The sequence below is a fragment of the Streptomyces chartreusis NRRL 3882 genome, assembly GCF_900236475.1.
In the GTDB taxonomy this organism is placed as follows: Bacteria; Actinomycetota; Actinomycetes; order Streptomycetales; family Streptomycetaceae; genus Streptomyces; species Streptomyces chartreusis_D.
Map to the genome: position 1 here is coordinate 1,165,651 of NZ_LT963352.1, position 17,326 is coordinate 1,182,976.

General features: G+C 72.6%; 16 protein-coding genes. 8 read left to right on the plus strand and 8 right to left on the minus strand.

All coding sequences use genetic code 11. The features are described from left to right. Positions 1 to 40: 40 nt before the first annotated feature. The 7 genes from SCNRRL3882_RS05245 to SCNRRL3882_RS05275 are packed head-to-tail and all read right to left on the minus strand — an operon-like array spanning position 41 to position 7,033. A complete protein-coding gene (locus tag SCNRRL3882_RS05245; protein WP_010044722.1) occupies positions 41 to 730 on the minus strand; it encodes an SDR family oxidoreductase in 690 nt (229 codons plus the stop codon). Continuing rightward, a complete protein-coding gene (locus tag SCNRRL3882_RS05250) occupies positions 727 to 1,608 on the minus strand; it encodes a cupin domain-containing protein (protein ID WP_010044720.1) in 882 nt (293 codons plus the stop codon). Before SCNRRL3882_RS05250 ends, SCNRRL3882_RS05245 begins: the two co-directional genes overlap by 4 nt. After that, positions 1,605 to 3,011, minus strand: a complete 1,407-nt coding sequence (locus SCNRRL3882_RS05255; RefSeq protein WP_010044719.1) for an amidohydrolase family protein — start codon at positions 3,009 to 3,011, stop codon at positions 1,605 to 1,607. Before SCNRRL3882_RS05255 ends, SCNRRL3882_RS05250 begins: the two co-directional genes overlap by 4 nt. 42 nt (positions 3,012 to 3,053) lie before the next feature. Next, on the minus strand, positions 3,054 to 4,034 hold the full coding sequence (locus SCNRRL3882_RS05260) for an alpha-ketoacid dehydrogenase subunit beta (RefSeq protein ID WP_010044718.1): 981 nt from the start codon (positions 4,032 to 4,034) through the stop codon (positions 3,054 to 3,056). Further along, positions 4,022 to 4,999 (minus strand): thiamine pyrophosphate-dependent dehydrogenase E1 component subunit alpha, encoded by a 978-nt coding sequence (locus SCNRRL3882_RS05265; protein WP_010044717.1) that lies wholly within the window; start codon positions 4,997 to 4,999, stop codon positions 4,022 to 4,024. The genes SCNRRL3882_RS05260 and SCNRRL3882_RS05265 overlap by 13 nt, the downstream gene beginning before the upstream one ends. Continuing rightward, complete coding sequence (locus SCNRRL3882_RS05270; RefSeq protein WP_040903819.1) at positions 4,999 to 6,336, minus strand: M24 family metallopeptidase; 1,338 nt, start codon at positions 6,334 to 6,336, stop codon at positions 4,999 to 5,001. Before SCNRRL3882_RS05270 ends, SCNRRL3882_RS05265 begins: the two co-directional genes overlap by 1 nt. Before the next feature lie 52 nt (positions 6,337 to 6,388). Further along, the gene (locus tag SCNRRL3882_RS05275; protein WP_010044715.1) at positions 6,389 to 7,033 is read right to left on the minus strand and encodes a helix-turn-helix domain-containing protein; all 645 of its coding nucleotides are present in this window, start codon (positions 7,031 to 7,033) and stop codon (positions 6,389 to 6,391) included. Positions 7,034 to 7,259: 226 nt separating this feature from the next. On the opposite strand from SCNRRL3882_RS05275, the gene SCNRRL3882_RS05280 reads away from it, so the two are divergent. From SCNRRL3882_RS05280 to SCNRRL3882_RS05315, 8 genes are all read left to right on the plus strand, one after another. After that, complete coding sequence (locus SCNRRL3882_RS05280) at positions 7,260 to 8,084, plus strand: hypothetical protein (protein ID WP_010044713.1); 825 nt, start codon at positions 7,260 to 7,262, stop codon at positions 8,082 to 8,084. Positions 8,085 to 8,219: 135 nt separating this feature from the next. Continuing rightward, positions 8,220 to 9,032, plus strand: a complete 813-nt coding sequence (locus tag SCNRRL3882_RS05285; protein WP_010044711.1) for an SAM-dependent methyltransferase — start codon at positions 8,220 to 8,222, stop codon at positions 9,030 to 9,032. Positions 9,033 to 9,063: 31 nt separating this feature from the next. Further along, entirely contained in the window at positions 9,064 to 10,467 is a 1,404-nt protein-coding gene (locus SCNRRL3882_RS05290) for a glutamine synthetase family protein (protein ID WP_010044710.1), read from the plus strand. A gap of 1 nt (position 10,468) precedes the next feature. Beyond that, positions 10,469 to 11,608: an amidohydrolase family protein gene (locus SCNRRL3882_RS05295; protein ID WP_010044708.1), complete on the plus strand. Its 1,140-nt coding sequence runs from the start codon at positions 10,469 to 10,471 to the stop codon at positions 11,606 to 11,608. Positions 11,609 to 11,683: 75 nt separating this feature from the next. Then, on the plus strand, positions 11,684 to 12,220 hold the full coding sequence (locus SCNRRL3882_RS05300; protein WP_029181516.1) for an NUDIX hydrolase family protein: 537 nt from the start codon (positions 11,684 to 11,686) through the stop codon (positions 12,218 to 12,220). A 30-nt stretch (positions 12,221 to 12,250) separates the two neighbouring features. Continuing rightward, positions 12,251 to 13,282, plus strand: coding sequence for a glycoside hydrolase family 43 protein (locus tag SCNRRL3882_RS05305; RefSeq protein ID WP_010044705.1), 1,032 nt, complete (start codon positions 12,251 to 12,253; stop codon positions 13,280 to 13,282). A gap of 135 nt (positions 13,283 to 13,417) precedes the next feature. Beyond that, on the plus strand, positions 13,418 to 14,641 hold the full coding sequence (locus SCNRRL3882_RS05310) for a hypothetical protein (RefSeq protein WP_010044702.1): 1,224 nt from the start codon (positions 13,418 to 13,420) through the stop codon (positions 14,639 to 14,641). Further along, on the plus strand, positions 14,638 to 15,117 hold the full coding sequence (locus SCNRRL3882_RS05315; RefSeq protein ID WP_158688448.1) for a hypothetical protein: 480 nt from the start codon (positions 14,638 to 14,640) through the stop codon (positions 15,115 to 15,117). The genes SCNRRL3882_RS05310 and SCNRRL3882_RS05315 overlap by 4 nt, the downstream gene beginning before the upstream one ends. On the opposite strand, the gene SCNRRL3882_RS05320 is transcribed toward SCNRRL3882_RS05315, so the two are convergent. Then, entirely contained in the window at positions 15,104 to 17,227 is a 2,124-nt protein-coding gene (locus SCNRRL3882_RS05320; RefSeq protein ID WP_010044699.1) for an ATP-binding protein, read from the minus strand. The genes SCNRRL3882_RS05315 and SCNRRL3882_RS05320 overlap by 14 nt on opposite strands. Positions 17,228 to 17,326: the final 99 nt, after the last annotated feature.

Genomic DNA, 17,326 nt, shown 5'->3' on the forward strand with positions numbered 1-17,326 from the left:
TGGCCCCTGTGGCGGGCCGCCTGCCCCTCCCGGCCCGTACTCATCCCAGCAACCATCCCCCGTCCACGGGCAGTTCCACCGCGTTGACCGACCGGTTGCGCAACAGGAAGTCGACCGCGTCCACCACGTCCGCCATGGAGGCCAGGCGCCCGGTGGGCGTCTCGGTGCGCAGCACGTCGAGGACCTTCTCCGGTTTGGCCTGCCAGTACGGGCTGTCGCCGACGATGCCGGGATGCACCGCGTTGACCCGGACGGGAGCGAGTTCGACCGCGAGGGAGTTCATCAGGCCCCGCACACCCGCGTTGACCGTCGCCACCGTCGTCGCCCCCGGATAGGGGCGTTCCTTGGCCTGGCCGCCGAAGAGCACGATGGCGCTGTCGTCGTGCAGCCGGGACCGCAGCGTGTGCACGACCTCGGTGTAGCCGACGAGCTTGAGGGTGACCAGCCGCAGCGCGGCGTCGATGTCGTACTCGTTCACCTTGTTGTCGTCCCGGGAGACGCCCGCGAGCACCAGATGGTCGACGCGTCCCAGGCCGGCCAGCGACGCCGCGATCTCCAGCGGCCGCGCCAGGTCGAGGGCGATACCCCGGGCGCCGAACTCCTTGGCGATCAGGTCGGCGCGGTGGGCGTCACGGCCGGTCAGGACGACTTCGTCGCCACGCTCGGCGCGGGCCCGGGCGAACGCGAGGCCGATGCCCGACGTGCCGCCGACGACAAGGACACTGCTCATGGCCCCTCCTCCAGCGCGTGGCGCAGATAGTCCCAGTCCCTGGTGAACCGGTACGCGTGCCGCGACGGTGGCTGCGGTGCCTGGGTCTCCAGCCACCGCAGGGGCCCCTGCCCGGCATTGACGAACCCATGCACACAGCCGGCGCCCGCCCATGCCAGGTCCCCGGGCTCCAGCCGGTACCGCTCCCCGTCGAGGGTGGTCTCGGCGACGCCCTCCAGGATCAGGTACGTCTCCTCGAAGGGGTGGTCGTGGGTGCCGATGACGCCGTCGGACGCGTACTGCACCATGAACATCGTCGAGCCGACCGCGCCCAGGTCGCTGTCGACCATCATCTTCACGGTGATGCCGCTGTAGACCAGGAGCGCGGTGCGCATGCTCGCCGTGACGGCCAGCAGGTCCTGGGACTGCTTGCCCGGGTCCATCTGGCCGGGCTCGAAGTGGCCGAAGGAGCGGGTGCGCGGGTCGCGGACGTCGACCCGGACGGGGGCGCGAACGGGCAGGTCCGGCACCGTCTGGGTGTCGTACCCGTAGCGGGCCCGCGGCACGGGGGCGAGCATGTCCGCCCAGCGGCCGCCGGTGCCCCCGGCGCCGCGCCAGGCGTGCGGGACACCGATCGGCAGCAGCCCGTAGTCACCCGCCTCCAGCAGGTACGAGCCCTCGGGCACGTCGAGGACCACGGCCCCGTCGAGGATGTGGAAGCTCTCCTCGTACGAGTGCACATGGGCGGGAACCCGGCCGTCCGGTCGCAGTTCGCACAGGCCGAAGCCGGTGTGCACACTGCCGTCGTCCTCGCCGACCAGCGTCCGCCGCCGGTGGCCCAGGGCGTCGAACGGCGGCTCGGGTGATTCGGTCGCGCGGCGCACCAGGTGGTTCGTCATGCCGTGGCCTTCTCCCCCGTCTCCCCTCGCTCGCCCTTGTCGCCCTGCTCCCCCTTCGCCTTGTTCATCTCCTTCACCGCGAGGAGCCGGTCGCGGGCCTGCGCGACGAGCCGCAGCGCGCGCCCGGTGTCGGCGAGCAGCCTGCCGTCGCGCTTGCGGATCACGCCGTCGACGAGGACGGTGTCCACGTTGGACACGTCCGCGCACAGGGTCACCGCGGCCGCCGCGTCGTGCACGGGCGCGACGTTCAACGCGGTGGCGTCGATCGCGACGATGTCGGCGCGCTTGCCGGGGGTCAGGGAGCCGGTACGTTCCTCCAGGCCCGCGACGTGGGCGCCGTTGAGCGTGGCGATCTCCAGCATCTGACGCGCTGTCAGCATGGTGCTCGGGACGGGCATGTTGGCCTGCCAGCAGTCGGCGTTGACGCGGGCGCGTTCGGCGCCGAAGGCCGCGCGGATCTGGGTGAACATGTCGCCGGGCACGGTGGTGACGACGTCGATGCTGAGCGACGGCCGCAGACCGTGTTCGATCGCCTGCATCACGGGCGGCCAGCCGTGCCCCATCTGGAGCTCCACCTGCGGCGCGACGGACACCGTGCCCCCGCTGTCGGCGACCATCCGCCACTCCTCCTCGCTGAAGTAGCAGCAGTGGACGTAGGTGGTGTCCGGGCCGAGGAGCCCCATGCCGTGGAGCTGCTTGACCATGCCGAAGCGGCCGGCCAGCCGCCCCATGGCCACGTGCACGGTGATCGGGATGCCCAGTTCGCGGGCGAGGGCCCACTCGGCGGCGACGACCTCGTTGACGCAGAAGCCGGGTCCGCGGGTGGCGAGCCCCATGGTCAGCAGGCCGTCGTCCGACGTGAAGTGCGTCGACCGGATCCGCCGGACGTCGTCGGCCGGTATCGCGATCCTGCTCTCGAACCAGTAGTCGGCGAGGGAGGTGTTGGCGCTGCCGTACGCGTACTGCGCGCGGATGCCGGACTCCGCCAGGCCCTGGATCGCGGCGTCCGGGTGGTCCGGGGTGTTGTTGATGTGCGACCAGTCGACGAGCGTGGTGATGCCGGCGTTGAGGCACTCCAGCGCGCCCGCGAGGTTGGCCGCGTAGACGTCCTCCGGGGTGTACAGGGGTGCGAAGGTGTCGAGGATGTCGACGAAGTAGTCGTCGAGGGTGGCGTCGGGTGCGACACCCCGGATCGGCGCCTCCCAGGTGTGGCGGTGGGTGTCGACGAAGCCGGGGATCACGATGTGGCCGCTCATGTCCAGGACTTCTGCGTCGGCGCTGATCTCGGGCTCGACGGCCGCGATCCTGCCGTCCTCGACGAGGACGTCCCCCTGGGGCAGATCACCGACGGCGGGGTCCATCGAGATCACGTGACCGGAGCGCAGCAGTGTTCTTGTGGTCATCGCGCTTCCTCCAGGGGTGTCGGTGCGGAGTCGATGGGCAGCTCAGTAGGCGGCGAGTCCGCGGACCGCCGTGACGACCTTGTCGACGGTGGGGATGACCTGTTCCTCCAGTGCGTCGGCGAACGGCAGCGGGACGCACTCCCCCGCCACCCGCCGCACGGGCGCGTCCAGCAGGCCGAAGCCCTCGTCGGCGACGATCGAGACGACGGTGCCGCCCCAGCCGCCCTGGTACGGGTTCTCCTCGACGGTGACGAGCCGCGAGGTCCGGCGCAGCGAGTCGAGGACGGTCGCGGCGTCCAGCGGGACCAGGCAGCGCAGGTCGATCACCTCCGCCTCGGTCCCCTCCCCCGACAGCACGTCGGCGGCCTTCAGCGCCAGGGGAACCGTGGAGGCGAGCGCGACGAGCGTGACGTCGGCGCCCTCGCGTACGACTGCGGCCCGGCCCAGCTCGACGACATGGCCGGGAGGTGGCGGTGGCCCTTTGGTGGCCAGGAGGGCCTTGTGCTCGAAGAAGACCACGGGGTCGTCGCTGCGGATCGCCGCCGCCATCATGCCGATGACGTCGGCGGGCGTGGCCGGTGCCGCGATCTTCAGGCCGGGGACGGTCAGTGCCCAGTTCTCGGTGGCCTGGGAGTGCTGGGCACCGAAGCCGAGCCCGCCTCCGTTGGCGGTGCGCACGACCAGGGGCACCGTCACCTGGCCGCCGGTCATGTAGCGGACCTTGGGGATCTCGTTGGCGAGGTAGTCCCAGCAGCAGGCCAGGAAGTCGGAGAACATGATCTCCGCGACGGGTCGCATCCCGGTCATCGCGGCGCCCATCGCCGCGCCCACGATGGCCTGTTCGGATATGGGCGTGTCCCACACCCGCTCGGGCCCGAACTCCGCTCGCAGACCCACGGTCGTCTTGAACACGCCCCCGGCCGCGGCGATGTCCTCCCCGAGGCACACGACCGACGTGTCCCGGCGCATCTCGCGCGCGATGCCCTCGGCGACCGCCTCCCGGTAGGTGATCACGTCCGCCATGCGGCACCTCCGTCCGCCCACACGTCGGTCAGCGCCTCCCGCGGTTCGGGCGGCGGCCCGGCCTTCGCCGCCTCGACGGCCCGCTCCACGACGGCCCGGGCCCGCCGGTCGGCCTCCGCGACCGTCTCCGCCCCGACCCCCAGCTCGGCGAGCCGTCCCCGGGCGAGGTCCAGCGGGTCGTGCTTCAGCCACCGTTCGACCTCCTCGGCCGGACGGTAGGCAGCCGGGTCGGCACGGCTGTGCCCGAAGTGCCGGTAGGTCTCGGCCTCCAGTACGGCGGGCCCGTCCCCTGCCCGGGCCCGCCGCGCGAGCCGCGCCACGGCCTCCTCGACGGCCACGACGTCGTTGCCGTCGACGACCTCGCCCGGGATGCCGTGGGCGGGCGCCCGGTCGGCGGCGGGCCGGGCCACCGCCGTGACGTCGGCGATCGGCGTGTACTCCATGTACAGGTTGTTCTCGCACACGAACAGCACCGGCAGCTTCCACACGGCGGCCAGGTTGAGCGACTCGTGGAAGGCGCCGATGTTGGTCGCGCCGTCACCGAAGAAGGCGACCGCGAGCTGGTCCGTGCCGCGCAGCCGGGCCGACCAGGCGGCGCCGACCGCCATCGGGAGGTGGGACCCGACGATGGCGTAGGAGCCGAGCATGCCGGTGGCCGCTTTGGTCAGGTGCATGGAGCCGCCCTTGGCCTTGCACAGCCCGGTCGCCCGGCTCATCAGCTCGGCGAGGCACTCCTCGGGGGTGGCGCCCCGGGCGAGGGCATGGTGGTGGCCCCTATAGGTGGCGAACACATAGTCGTCCGGACGCAGGGCGGCGCTCGCCCCCACGGCGATCGCCTCCTGCCCGGCGGCGAGATGCGTGGTGCCCTTGACCAGGCCCTGGAGGAAGAGGTCGTGGGCGGCCTTCTCCGTACGGCGGACGACGGCCATCCGCTCGTAGCAGGCGAGGAGTCCGGCGGCGTCCATCAGTCCGCTCCGTCGCCACGCGAGGTGTTGAGATGGGACTGCGCCTCCCGGCGGGTGTTCAGCTCGCCGCCCACCGTCCAGTACTTGCGCCCGGCCACCAGCAGTTCCTCGGCGGGGAACTTGGTGATGACCTCGCAGCCGTCGGCGGTGACGACGAGTTCCTCCTCGATCCGGGCGGCGGACCAGCCGTCGGCGGCCGGCCAGTAGGTCTCCAGGGCGAAGACCATGCCCTCTTCGAGGACCTCGGGGTGGTCGAGGGAGACCAGACGGCTGAAGATCGGCTTTTCCCAGATCGACAGCCCGACGCCATGGCCGTACTGGAGGGCGAAGGCGGCGGTCTCGTCGGCGAAGCCGAACTCCTCCGCACGCGGCCACACCCGCACGATGTCGGCGGTGGTCGCGCCCGGCCGGACGAGCGCGATCGCCTGGTCCATGTACTCACGGCAGCGCACATAGGCGTCCCGCTGCGCACCCGAGGCGCTGCCCACGGCGAACGTGCGGTAGTAGCAGGTGCGGTAGCCGAGGTGGCTGTGCAGGATGTCGAAGAAGGCCGGGTCGCCGGGGCGGATCAGGCGGTCGCTGTAGACGTGCGGATGCGGTGAACACCGCTCGCCCGAGATGGCGTTGACGCCCTCGACGTACTCGCTGCCGAGGTCGTACAGGACCTTGCTGACGAGCCCGACGCACTCGTTCTCGCGCACGCCCGGGCGCAGATGGCCGTACAGCTCCTCGTAGGCCGCGTCGACCATGGCGCAGGCCTGGGTGAGCAGGGCGATCTCGTCACCGGTCTTGATCCGGCGGGCCTCCAGGAAGACCTGCTGCCCGTCGACGACGTCGATGCCTTCCGCGCGCAGGGCGGCGAGAACGGGCATCTCGGCGACGTCGACGCCGAGTGGTTCGTTCGCCAGCCCGTGGTCGCGCAGCTCGGCGGCGATCTTGGCGGCCACGTCCTGAGCGATGCCCGCGTCCGGGTGGAAGGCCCCGCGCAGGGTGGAGATGCCTGCGCGGGCTCCGGTGGGCGGGCCGCCCTTGCCGTCGCTGTAGTCGAGCCACGGGTTGTACAGCTGGTGGTGCCGGGCGGCGGAGCCGAAGTCCCATACGACCGGTTCGCCGTCGCGCACCAGCAGGGCGAAGCGGATCAGCTTGTCCATCGCCCAGGTGCCGATGTGCGTGGCCGTCATGTAGCGGATGTTGGCGAAGTCGAAGCTGAGCACCGCGCCCAGCTCGGAGCGGTTCAGGGACTCGTGCAGCCGGGCCAGCCGCTGTCCGCGCAGCCGGTCCAGGTCGATGCGCTCTTCCCAGTCGACGGCGTTGGGTCCGTATGTGCGGATCGCCATGGCGACCACCCCCACTTCGGAGTGAACGCCCGGGTCCTGCGAGTGTCAAGTGTCACTGAACATCGCCGGACACGAACCAGACACCCACAGCGGGTACGTCTCCATCGTTGCGGTAGCGGTGGGGGGTCGTCGACTCGAAGGAGACGGCGTCGCCCGGGCCCATAGTGTACTCGTCGAAACCGAGGGTGAGGATCAGTTCGCCGGAGGTCAGATAGCCGTACTCGGTGCCGGAGTGCCGCATCAGCCCGCCGGACCCGGAGGAGGAGCCGCCGGGCCGGTAGGTCACCAGCAGGAAGTCGACATCCGTGCCGGGCACCCGGCCGAGACGCTCCCATACGACGCCTGAGTCCAGCTCCAGCGTCTCGCGCTCTCCCGCGCCGACCAGCGGGCCGATCCGCCGCCCCGGGTCCGTGGCGAAGGCGGCCAGGGCGTGCTGGACGGTGCCGGGGGCCGTCGCCGCGAGGGGAATGGCTCCGGCGTCGTCCCGGGCGTCGAAGAGGGACTCGACGGAGATGCCGAGGGCCGTCGTGATCGCGTACAGCGTGCTGACGGAGGGCTGGCTCTTGCCGGTCTCGATCTGCGACACGAGGCTCGCCGACACTCCGACCTCCCGGGCGAGCGCGCGCAGGCTCGTCCCGCGCTCCAGACGCGCCTGCCGGATACGCGCACCGACGGGCGGCACGACGGCGGGGGACACGGGCGGCTCCTCTCGCGAGTGACGGGTGTGCAGCTTCATTGAACAGCCGGTGGGGTACGCCACGCCAGAGACGGCGGTGAGTCATGCAGAACGGGCACGCCCGGGCCCGAGCGTGCGGCGCCCGTGCCGCGGGCGGCGCTCACCCGAACAGTCCGGTGCCGGTGGTGGGCGGTCGGTGCCGGTGGTGCGCTGAGGACACGCGTCACGTTCTCAGGAGGCACTCCCGATGACCCGTCGTCCCCACCGGCTCGTCCGCGTTCTCTCCTCCGCGCTGGCGGCAGGCACGCTGCTGGCCACCGCCGCCTGCTCGGACGACGGCGGCGAAGACGGTGCGCGCGTCCCGGGCGTCGCCGCGTCACAGGTCGCCGGGAAGCGGCAGACCCCCTCTCCGACCGCCACCCTCACCACGGACGGCGCACGGAGCGCGCTGATCACCGAGGCGGACATCGAGGACGACTGGACCCAGGTCAAGGACACGGAGGCGGACAACTGGCACGACAGCCTGCTCATCGGCACGGTCGACGTCTCCGACTTCCTCTCCGCCAAGGCCCAGGCCGCCGACTGCCAGCGGCTCCTCGACTCCCTCTTCGACGACGATCTGCTGGGCAGGCCGTCCGGGGCGTCCGAGCTGCGCGGCTTCGAGCAGGGTGACTCGCGCCTGCTGTACCAGGTCGCCTCCTACGAACGGACCGATCCGCAGGCCTCGTTGAACTGGATGGCGAACCTGCCGGAGAAGTGCGACCAGTTCACCGTCACGGACGACGGCCAACAGCGCACTGTGCAGGTCGTCGAGTCCACGCTGCCCGGCGTGGGAGACGCCCGTGCGGGCCTGCGCGTGACGGTGCGGGGCCAAACCGGTGGCGCGGAGGCCACACTGACCCTGGACGTGGCCGCCGTACGCGTCGGCGACGACGCGATCACCGTCACGGCGGGCGGGCTCGACGGGGGCGAGAACGACTCCGTCGAGCAGGCGGTGCGGCTCGGCACCCAGCGCCTGAAGGACGTGCTGGCCGGCAAGACGCCCTCCCCGAACCCCGGCGCGGTCGAGTAACCCGGTCCGCAGCTCTCCCCCGCCGCGCGCCGACGGCCCGGCCGGCTCTGCCGATTCCCGGGACAGGTGATCACCGGAACGGCACAATGGCGGCGATGACCGGCATCGGTCGCTCGTGCGAGGAGAGGAAGAGACGTGAGTGAGAGCCACACCCCGCCGAGCGGCTCGGCGAGGCTGAACACCGGTGTGGCGCACAACGCGCGCGTGTGGAACTACTGGATCGGCGGCAAGGACAACTACGAGGTCGACCAGCAGGTCGGCGAGCAGGTTGCCGGCATGTTCCCGATCATCCGGGACATCGCCCGGGCGGACCGGGACTTCCTGGGCCGGGCCGTGTCGTTCCTGGCCGGCGAGCGCGGAGTGCGGCAGTTCCTCGACATCGGCACGGGACTGCCGACGGCGGCCAACACCCACGAGATCGCCCAGCGGCTCGCCCCCGACTCACGGATCGTCTACGTCGACAACGACCCCATCGTGCTGGTGCACGCCCGCACGCTGCTGACCGGCACCCGCGACGGCGTCACCGCCTACATCGACGCCGACGTGCACGACCCGGACGCCATCCTCGAACGGGCCGGGCACACCCTCGACTTCACCCGGCCCGTCGCCGTCATGATGCTGGGCATCCTCAACTTCGTCCTGGACACGGAGAAGGCCCGGGACATCGTGCGCCGCGTGATGGCCGCGGTCCCCTCCGGCAGCTACCTGGTCCTCACCCACCCGACGTTCGACGACGAGCTCGGCGGCGCGGGGCAGATCCCCGCCATGAAGTTCTGGAACGAGAACGCCACTCCCCCGATCACCGCCCGCGGCGGCGCGGACATCGCCGCGTTCTTCGACGGTCTGGAGCTGCTCGAGCCGGGCATGGTGTCCTGCGGGCAGTGGCGTGCCGACGCCGGCTCGGCGGTGCTGGTGCCGCAGTACGGCGCGGTGGCCGTGAAGGCGTGACGCCCCGCGCCCGTCCCGTCGAGGAGGACGTATGACCACCCTGGCCGATCCGGTGCCCGGCGGCCGTCCCGGCGATGTCGAGCGGGCCACCGCGCTGAGCGGCGAACTGTCCGGGCGGGGTGTGCACGGCATCGTGCTGTCCTACGTCGACACCGCGGGCATCGGCAGGGTGAAGACCGTCCCGACGGCCCGGCTCGCCTCCGCCGCGGCCTGGGGCGTCGGCATGTCCCCGGTGTTCGACACGTTCCTGGCGAACGACTCCGTCGTCACCACCGACGTCCTCGGCTCCCCCGACGGCGATCTGCGCCTCTACCCGGACCTCGACCAGCTCGTGGTGCTGGCCGGGCAGCCCGGCTGGGCGTGGGCGCCCGTCGACCGGGTCACGCAGGACGGGGAGCGGCATCCCGGCTGCGGGCGCACCTTCCTGCGCCGTGTCGTCACCGAGGCGGCCGCGCGGCACGGCCTGACCTTCAAGGCGGCCGTGGAGGTCGAGTGGACGGTGGCCCGCGGGGACGCGCCCGGCGACGCGTTCGTGCCCGCGACGACCGGTCCGGCGTACGGGGCCGCGCGGCAGGTCGAGCTCGGCGACTGCACCGCCGACCTGCTCGCGGCGTGCGCGGCCCAGGGCCTCGACGTGGAACAGGTCCATCCGGAGTACGCGGCCGGTCAGTTCGAGATCTCGGTGGGTGCCGTCGACCCGGTCGCGGCGGCCGACCGCAGCGTGCTGGTGCGGCAGACGGTCCGTGCGGTGGCGCGGCGCCACGGGCTGCGCGTCTCGTTCGCCCCGGCCGTCGTGGGGCAGGGCGTCGGCAACGGCGGGCACGTCCATCTCTCGGCCTGGCGCGACGGGGCCAATCTGCACTCCGGGGGCGAGGGCCGGTACGGCATGACGGCCGAGGCGGAGTCGTTCACGGCCGGCCTCCTCGCCCACCTGCCCGGTCTCACGGCCGTGACCGCGCCGAGCCCCGCCAGCTACCTGCGGCTCAGGCCCTCGCAGTGGGCCGGGGTGTTCACCGCGTGGGGCCGCGAGACCCGGGAGACCGCCCTGCGTGTCGTCACGGGCACCGCGGGGCTGCGCGACCAGGCGGCCAACCTGGAGATCAAACCCGTCGACCTGGCCGCCAACCCCTACCTCGCGATCGGCTCCCTGATCGCCGCCGGACTGGACGGCCTGACCTCGTCCGCCACCCTGCCCGAGGAGACCACGGGGGACCCGGCACGGCTGAGCGAGGCCGAGGCGGCGGCCCGGGGTGTACGGCGGCTGCCGGTGTCGCTGGAACAGGCCGTCGCGGAGTTCCGCGGGGACGATGTGCTGCGGGCCGCCCTCGGTCCCGTCCTGGCGGACGCGGTGATCGCCGTACGGCGGGGAGAGCTGGCGTCCGTCGCCGGTCTCGACGACGACCAGGTGGCGGCGGCGTACCGGTGGAGGTACTGACGTGGGCGCGGTCCGCGAAGCGCTCGACGCCCTGCGCCTGGTCGACCACCACTGCCACGGCACGGTGGCCGCCGATCTCGACCGGGAGGCCTTCGAGCCGCTCCTCACGGAGGGCGACGCGTGGCCGGGCGTCTCGCCCTTCGACAGTCCCGCGGGCGTGGCCGTGCGCCGCCACTGCGCTCCCCTGCTGGACCTGCCGCGGCATGCCCCCGTCGACCAGTACCTGGCCCGGCGGTGGGAGCTCGGCCGACGTGAGGTGCAGCGGCGCTTCCTGAGCGCCTCGGGCACGGACGTCTTCTGCGTCGACACCGGCTACGCCCCCGACCGGCTCACCACCCCGCGCGAGGTCGCCGAGGCCGCGGGCGGGTCCGCGTACGAGGTCGTGCGGCTGGAGAGCGTCGCCGAGTCGGTGCGGGCGGCGGGGGTCGAGCCGGACGCCTACGCCGACGCCTTCCGGGCGGCGGCGCTGGACGCCGTACGGAAACCCGGCGTGGTGGCCGTGAAGTCGGTGGCGGCCTACCGCACCGGCTTCGACCTGGACCCGGTCCGGCCCTCGGACGCGGAGGTCACCGGCGCCGCCCGGCACTGGGCGGCCCGCGGCGGCCGCCTGGACGACCCGGTTCTGGTACGGCACCTGCTGTGGACCGCCGTCGACCTGGGTCTGCCGCTCCAGTTGCACACCGGGTTCGGCGACAACGACATCCGGCTGCACCGGGCCGACCCGGCCCGCCTCACGGACTGGCTGCACCTGACCGCCGGGACGATCCCGGTCCTGCTGCTGCACTGCTGGCCCTACCAGCGGCAGGCGGCGTACCTCACGGCGGTCTTCGAGCAGGTGTACCTCGACGTCGGCCTCACCCTCCACCACGTCGGCCCCGCCCGGGCCGGTGCGGTCCTGGCGGAGGCCCTGGAGATCACACCGTTCCGCAAGCTGCTGTACAGCTCCGACGCCTACGGTCTGGCCGAGTTCTTCCACCTCGGGGCGCTCGCCTTCCGGCAGGGCCTGGCGGAACTGCTCCAGGAGCGGGTGGACACCGACGAGCTGTCCCTGCAGGACGCACTGCGGATCGCCCGGTGGGCCGGGCGGGACAACGCCCGCCGGGTCTACGGGCTCCCGGACGACTCCCCGGGAGGCGGTTGAACGGCGTGTAGCCGGTCACAGTTCCTCCCGAGCGGCTACCCAGGAAGTCCGAACGGCTGAAAGTATGATCAAGCGATGTCTGACATGACCGAAACCACGCCCGGCTGGCTGTCCTCCGACGACCTGGAGATGGCGCGTGCCCGTATGCCGATCCTGTACGTCGAGGCCGTCCCGGTCCGCGTCGACGACAGCGGCGAAGTCACCAGTGTCGGCCTGCTCCTGCGCATCGGGCCCGACGGGACGGTCAGCCGGACGCTGGTCTCCGGCCGCGTGTTGCACCACGAACGCGTCCGCGACGCCCTGCTGCGGCACCTGGAGAAGGACCTCGGCCCGGTCGCGCTGCCCCGCGTCCCGGCGTCGCTCCAGCCGTTCACGGTCGCGGAGTACTTCCCGACGCAGGGCATCACGCCGTACCACGACCCCCGCCAGCACGCGGTGTCCCTCGCCTACATCGTGCCGGTGACGGGTGACTGCCGGCCCCGGCAGGACGCCCTGGACCTGGTGTGGTTCAGCCCTCAGGAGGCCGTGTCGGCGGCGGTGCAGAGCGAGATGCCGGGTGGCCACGGGGTGCTGCTCAAGCAGGCGCTGGCCCATGCGGGCTGCGTGATCTGACCGCCGGGCGGTCGGACCAGGACCTCGGCGATGCGGCTTCCCGACACGACCGAAGCACCGATGCGGCTGCCGGACATGCCGCTGCACGACCCGTTCGTGGTCGCCGACGAGCCGACGCGGACCTACCACCTCTACACGTCCAACGACCCGTCCATGTCGGGCGTGGACGGCACCGGCACGATGGTCTACCGCAGCCACGACCTGCGCGACTGGACGCGTCCCGTCGTGGTGTTCCTGACGGCCGGGCAGGAGGGCATCTGGGCGACGGAGGGTGCCTGGGCGCCGGAGGTGCACGCCTGGGACGGCCGGTACTACCTCTTCACCACGCTGCACAACGCGGACCGGCCACTCCCGGTCCCGCCGTCCAATCCGTGGGGCGTCCCGTTCCGGACCCCGACCCACATGCGCGGCACGATCACGGCCGTCTCCGACTCACTGCTCGGCCCGTTCACCGTGCTCGACCCGGCACGCCCCGTCCCGCCCGAGCACCTCATGACCCTCGACGGCACGTTGTACGTCGACCCGTCCGGGCGACCCTGGATGGTGTACGCGCACGAGTGGCTCCAGACGATCGACGGAACGATGGAGGCGGTCCGGCTCGCCCCCGACCTGTCCCGGACGGTCGGCGACCCGATCCACCTCTTCAAGGCCTCGGACGCGCCCTGGACCACCGAGCAGATCCCCGCGGGGGTACCGCACCAGCTGCCGCCGTACATCACCGACGGCCCCCAGCTGTACCGCACCCCTGACGGGTCCCTGCTGATGCTGTGGTCGACCTACGAGAAGAACACGGCCGGCCGGGACGGCACGATCAGCGGCGGCTACGTGCAGACGTACGCGGTGTCGGGAAGCGGGGACATCCAGGGCCCGTGGCAGCAGCACCGGCCCCTGGTCCGCGACGACAGCGGCCACGGCATGCTGTTCCACACCTTCGACGGCCGCCTGATGATGATCCTCCACCGGCCCTTCGAGAACGCGCGCGGAAAGCTGTACGAGATGGGACTCCACGGTCACGAGCTGACGGTGCTGCGCCGCCGCGACGACCTCGACGGGGGCGGCTGACGCACCCGGGCCAGCCTCGCGGAGCGCCCCTGCAAGGTTTCCGCAAGGCCCGGGCAAGCCTTCCGTCCATCCGGCAGGGGCAGAAGCCCGGCAGACGGGCCGAACCGGGCCCGCAGGGACATCGGGGGGCACATCATGTCCGGATTGCGGAAGATCGCGGAGCTGCCGGGCGAGGAGCGCGAGTGGCTGACGCTGGTCGAGCGGAAGACCGTGCTGGTCGTCGTGCACACGCTCACGTACGGGAAGCGACTGGTCGACGTCCTGTCGCTGCTGGAGGCCGACTTCAGGCTCCAGGTGGTGTTCACGGCTCCGCCGCACGTCTTCGGCGACGAGGTACCGCGTTTCCTCCAGGAGCTGGGCTGCGCGGTGCTGCCGTGGGACGAGGCCGTTGGCATGTCGTTCGACCTGGCCCTGGCGGCGGGGCCGCGGGGGGTGGAGCGGATCTCCGCCCCCTTGATCACGCTGCCGCACGGGGCCGCTTATCTGAAGCGCCTGGTCAGGGGGGCGCACCCGGGTGTGGCAGGACTGCGCAGGCAGGACCTGGTGCCGGGCGGCCGGCTCCCCGCGGCGGTGGCCGTCCCGCACCACGCCGAACTGACGGACCTGGAGCGCCACTGCCCGGAGGTGCTGCCGCTCACGCATGTGGTCGGTGATCCGGCGTACGACCGCATCACGAAGAGCCTGCCGCTGCGGGCCGAGTACCGCCGGGCCCTCGGTCTGTCCGCCGGCGAGAAGCTGGTGGTCGTCGTCTCGACGTGGGGTGCGCGCTCGTCGTTCGGCCGGTTCGAGGCGCTGCTGCCCCGGGTCGTCGCCGAACTACCCGCCGGGAGGTTCCGGTCCGTCATCCTCCTGCATCCCAATGTCTGGTCCGGGCACGGCTCCTGGCAGGTCAGGGCGTGGCTGGCCCGCTGCGCCCAGCCGGGCGTCACACTCGTACCGCCCGAGGCGGACTGGCGCAGCGTGCTCATCGCCGCGGACTGGATCATCGGCGACCACGGCTCGGTCACGCTGTACGGCACGCTCACCGGGGCGCCGATCCTGCTGGCCAGTTCACCGGAGCAGGAGATCAATCCGGCCTCGCCGGCCGCCGCGCTCGCCATGACCGCGCCGGCGCTGTCGCCCACGCACCCGCTCCTCGGCCAACTCCGTTACGCCGCCGCCGAGTACCGGCCGGAGGAGTACGCGGCGATCGCCTCCCGCATCACCTCGGAGCCCGGCCGGTTCAACCGCAACATGCGCCGGCTCATGTACCGCCTGCTGCGCCTGGGCCAGCCCGCCCACGAGCCGGAGACGGTGCCCCTGCCGAAGCCGCCCGCACTGGACACGTGGGCGCGGGCCCGGCGGGAGGTCCCGGCGTGAGGCGCTTCGTCTCCGTCCGGCTGGCACCTCATGAACTCGACGTGCAGCAGGACACTGTGGCCGCCCTCTCCCTCCGCATCAGCTCGGGCGGGCGGCACTACGACGTGCTGGCCCGGGTCGGTCCCGCGGACCGGGGAGCCGACGAGCACTTCGCCGTGGACGCCGACGCGTGCCGGGAGCGGCGGTGGGCCGAGTACGCGGATGTACTGCACGCCGGGCGCCCCCGTTCACCGGCGGACGCGGCGCGCTGGCTGGTGAGTGTCACGGCCGCCCATCCGGCCTGCCGGGTCGTCGCGGCGCCGTTGGCCGGCGGTGGCTGGGCGGTGGCCGACGGGACGCGGATGCTGCTGGTCCGCCACGTACCCGCGACCCGCCCCCTGCTGGCGTCCTGCCTGCATGCCTGGCTGGTGGCGGGACTGGCGTTGCGGGACATCGAGGACATCCGGGTGCTGGACGGCGGCTCTACGACTCCCTGAGCCGTCGGGCGTCCGCCGGGCTGGTGGTCTCGTACAGGGTGAGGGCAAGGGCGTAGTAGTGCTCCGCGGCCCTGTCGTCTCCCTGCTCGTGCGCGGTGTCCGCCAGCATCTCCAGGGTGCGCGCCTGCCAGTGGGCCGCGCCGGAGGCGGTGAACACCGCCAGGGCCTCCTCCATCCGGGCCGTGCCCGTGTCGTGGTCGCCAGCCAGGGCACGGGCCCGGCCGAGGAAGGCGAGGGCCCGGGCCGCGTCGTGCGGATCGGCCACGGCAAGGAGTCCCTCCCTGGCCCGGGTGAAGCAGGCCGCGGCCCGCTCGGGGGCGTGCCGGGCGAGGGCCACCTCGCCGAGCAGGATCGTGGCGAGGGCGACCCCGCGCGGGTAGCCGCACTCCGCCCAGGTCGCCACCGCCCGGTCCAGGTGGGACTCGGCCTGGTCGAGGTCGCCCGCCTCCAGGTGGCAGCCGCCGAGACCGAGCAGCGCCTGCCCCTCGTCCCGTGCGTCGCCCGCCTCGCGCGCCGCTGCGAGGGACGCGGTGTACCACTCGGTGGCGTCGCTGATCCGGCGCGCGGCGCTCAGGCCGATGGCCCCGGAGTTGAGCATCTGCCGTTCGGCCTCCGGGTGTCCGTCGCTGCGAGCGGCGTCCAGGCCGATGCGGTGGGCCTCGATCCACAGGTCGTAGTGGCGCAGCCGGAGGAACAACGGCCACATGGCGTCCACGAGCTGCCAGGCCGTGGCGTGCCACCCACGCTCGGCGGCCAGCCGCAGCACGATCATGAGGTTCGTGCGCTGAGTGTCCAGCCAGCCCAGGGCGCCGCGGTCGTCCGTGAAGGGCGCGGCCGGCGGTGAGGGGTAGGCGTAGGCCCGGGGCAGCGTGAACTGGATGGGCGTGATGAGACGCTGGGCCTCGGTGGCGGTCCGGAGGTACCAGTCGGCTACCCGGCGCAGGGCCTGCTCGCGGGCTTCCGCGGTGTCGGTGGATCTCGCGCGGTCGCGGGCGTGGACCCGGACGAGATCGTGGAAGCGGTAGGTGTCGGGGCCGATGTCCTCCAGCAGGTTGGCTTCCACGAGTTCGTCCAGCCGGCGTGCGGTCGAATCCAGGGGCTCCGCGCAGGCCGCGGCGGCGGTGCGGGAGTCGAAGGCGGGCAGCGGCAGCACGCCGAGGATCCGGTACATCCGGGCGGCCTCCGGGCTGAGCACCGCGTACGACGCGTCCAGGGCCTTGCGCACGGTGGCCTCTCCTTCCACTTCCAGTGCGACCAGGCGGCCGGCGTCGGGGGCGAGCGCGTCGGCCAGGGCGGCGACCGGCTGTCCGGGGCGTGCGGTGAGCCGGGCCGAGGCGAGGCACACCGCGAGCGGCAGGCCCGCGCACAGGGACACGACCTGGCGGACCGCGGGCAGTTCGCCCGTGACCCGGTCCGCGCCGACGCCGCGGATGAACAGTTCCTCTCCGGCATCCGGCCCGAGCTCCCGCACCTGGTGGAACTCGGCTCCGTCCATGCGCAGCCCGGTCATCCGGCGACGGCTGGTCACGACGACGAGGCCGCCCGTGCCGCCGGGTAACAACGGCCGGATCTGTGCCGCGGTGAAGGCGTTGTCGAGCATGACGGCGATGCGCAGGCCGGCGGTGACAGAGCGCCACAGCGACGCCTGCTCCGCCGGGTCGGTGGGGACGGCCCCGGCTCCGAGCGCCCGCAGGAAGCGGCCCAGGATCTCGTCCGGACGGGCCGGCCCGTCCGTCGTGTGCCCGCGCAGGTCCGCGTACACCTGCCCGTCGGGGAAGTCGGCTTCGTGCCGGCGCAGCCAGTGGGAGACCAGGGTGGTCTTGCCGATGCCGGCGGGTCCGGTCACCACGATCAGCGGCCGCCCGGAACCGCGGTCCCGGCCTGTGGCGACCAGGTGGTCGAGGGCGGCCTGATCGTCCTGGCGGTCGGTGAAGTACGCGGTCACCGGGAGGAGTTGACGGGGTGTCGGCGGGGGCGGCGGGGGTGCGGTCCGCACGTGGATGCCGCCGTGCACGTCACGGGCCTGGACGGTGGGTCCGTAGAGCCGGACCGCTCCCCCGATCGCGTTGCTGACCTCACGGTCCCTGCCGCCGTCCCGCGCCGCATTCATCCCGCCCGTCCCCCTCCGACCGGTTGCCCATTACATCGATCATGGGGGTCCTACCCCCGCCCGGGACTCGACGATGCCGTCCGCGGACGTCTGCCGCAC

What these genes read in the sequence shown, in the direction of transcription:
- SCNRRL3882_RS05245 (WP_010044722.1), bottom strand. Translation starts at nt 730, where the DNA reads ATGAGCAGTGTCCTTGTCGTCGGCGGCACGTCGGGCATCGGCCTCGCG.
- SCNRRL3882_RS05250 (WP_010044720.1), bottom strand. Translation starts at nt 1,608, where the DNA reads ATGACGAACCACCTGGTGCGCCGCGCGACCGAATCACCCGAGCCGCCG.
- SCNRRL3882_RS05255 (WP_010044719.1), bottom strand. Translation starts at nt 3,011, where the DNA reads ATGACCACAAGAACACTGCTGCGCTCCGGTCACGTGATCTCGATGGAC.
- SCNRRL3882_RS05260 (WP_010044718.1), bottom strand. Translation starts at nt 4,034, where the DNA reads ATGGCGGACGTGATCACCTACCGGGAGGCGGTCGCCGAGGGCATCGCG.
- SCNRRL3882_RS05265 (WP_010044717.1), bottom strand. Translation starts at nt 4,999, where the DNA reads ATGGACGCCGCCGGACTCCTCGCCTGCTACGAGCGGATGGCCGTCGTC.
- SCNRRL3882_RS05270 (WP_040903819.1), bottom strand. Translation starts at nt 6,336, where the DNA reads ATGGCGATCCGCACATACGGACCCAACGCCGTCGACTGGGAAGAGCGC.
- SCNRRL3882_RS05280 (WP_010044713.1), top strand. Translation starts at nt 7,260, where the DNA reads ATGACCCGTCGTCCCCACCGGCTCGTCCGCGTTCTCTCCTCCGCGCTG.
- SCNRRL3882_RS05290 (WP_010044710.1), top strand. Translation starts at nt 9,064, where the DNA reads ATGACCACCCTGGCCGATCCGGTGCCCGGCGGCCGTCCCGGCGATGTC.
- SCNRRL3882_RS05300 (WP_029181516.1), top strand. Translation starts at nt 11,684, where the DNA reads ATGTCTGACATGACCGAAACCACGCCCGGCTGGCTGTCCTCCGACGAC.
- SCNRRL3882_RS05305 (WP_010044705.1), top strand. Translation starts at nt 12,251, where the DNA reads ATGCGGCTTCCCGACACGACCGAAGCACCGATGCGGCTGCCGGACATG.
- SCNRRL3882_RS05310 (WP_010044702.1), top strand. Translation starts at nt 13,418, where the DNA reads ATGTCCGGATTGCGGAAGATCGCGGAGCTGCCGGGCGAGGAGCGCGAG.
- SCNRRL3882_RS05320 (WP_010044699.1), bottom strand. Translation starts at nt 17,227, where the DNA reads ATGAATGCGGCGCGGGACGGCGGCAGGGACCGTGAGGTCAGCAACGCG.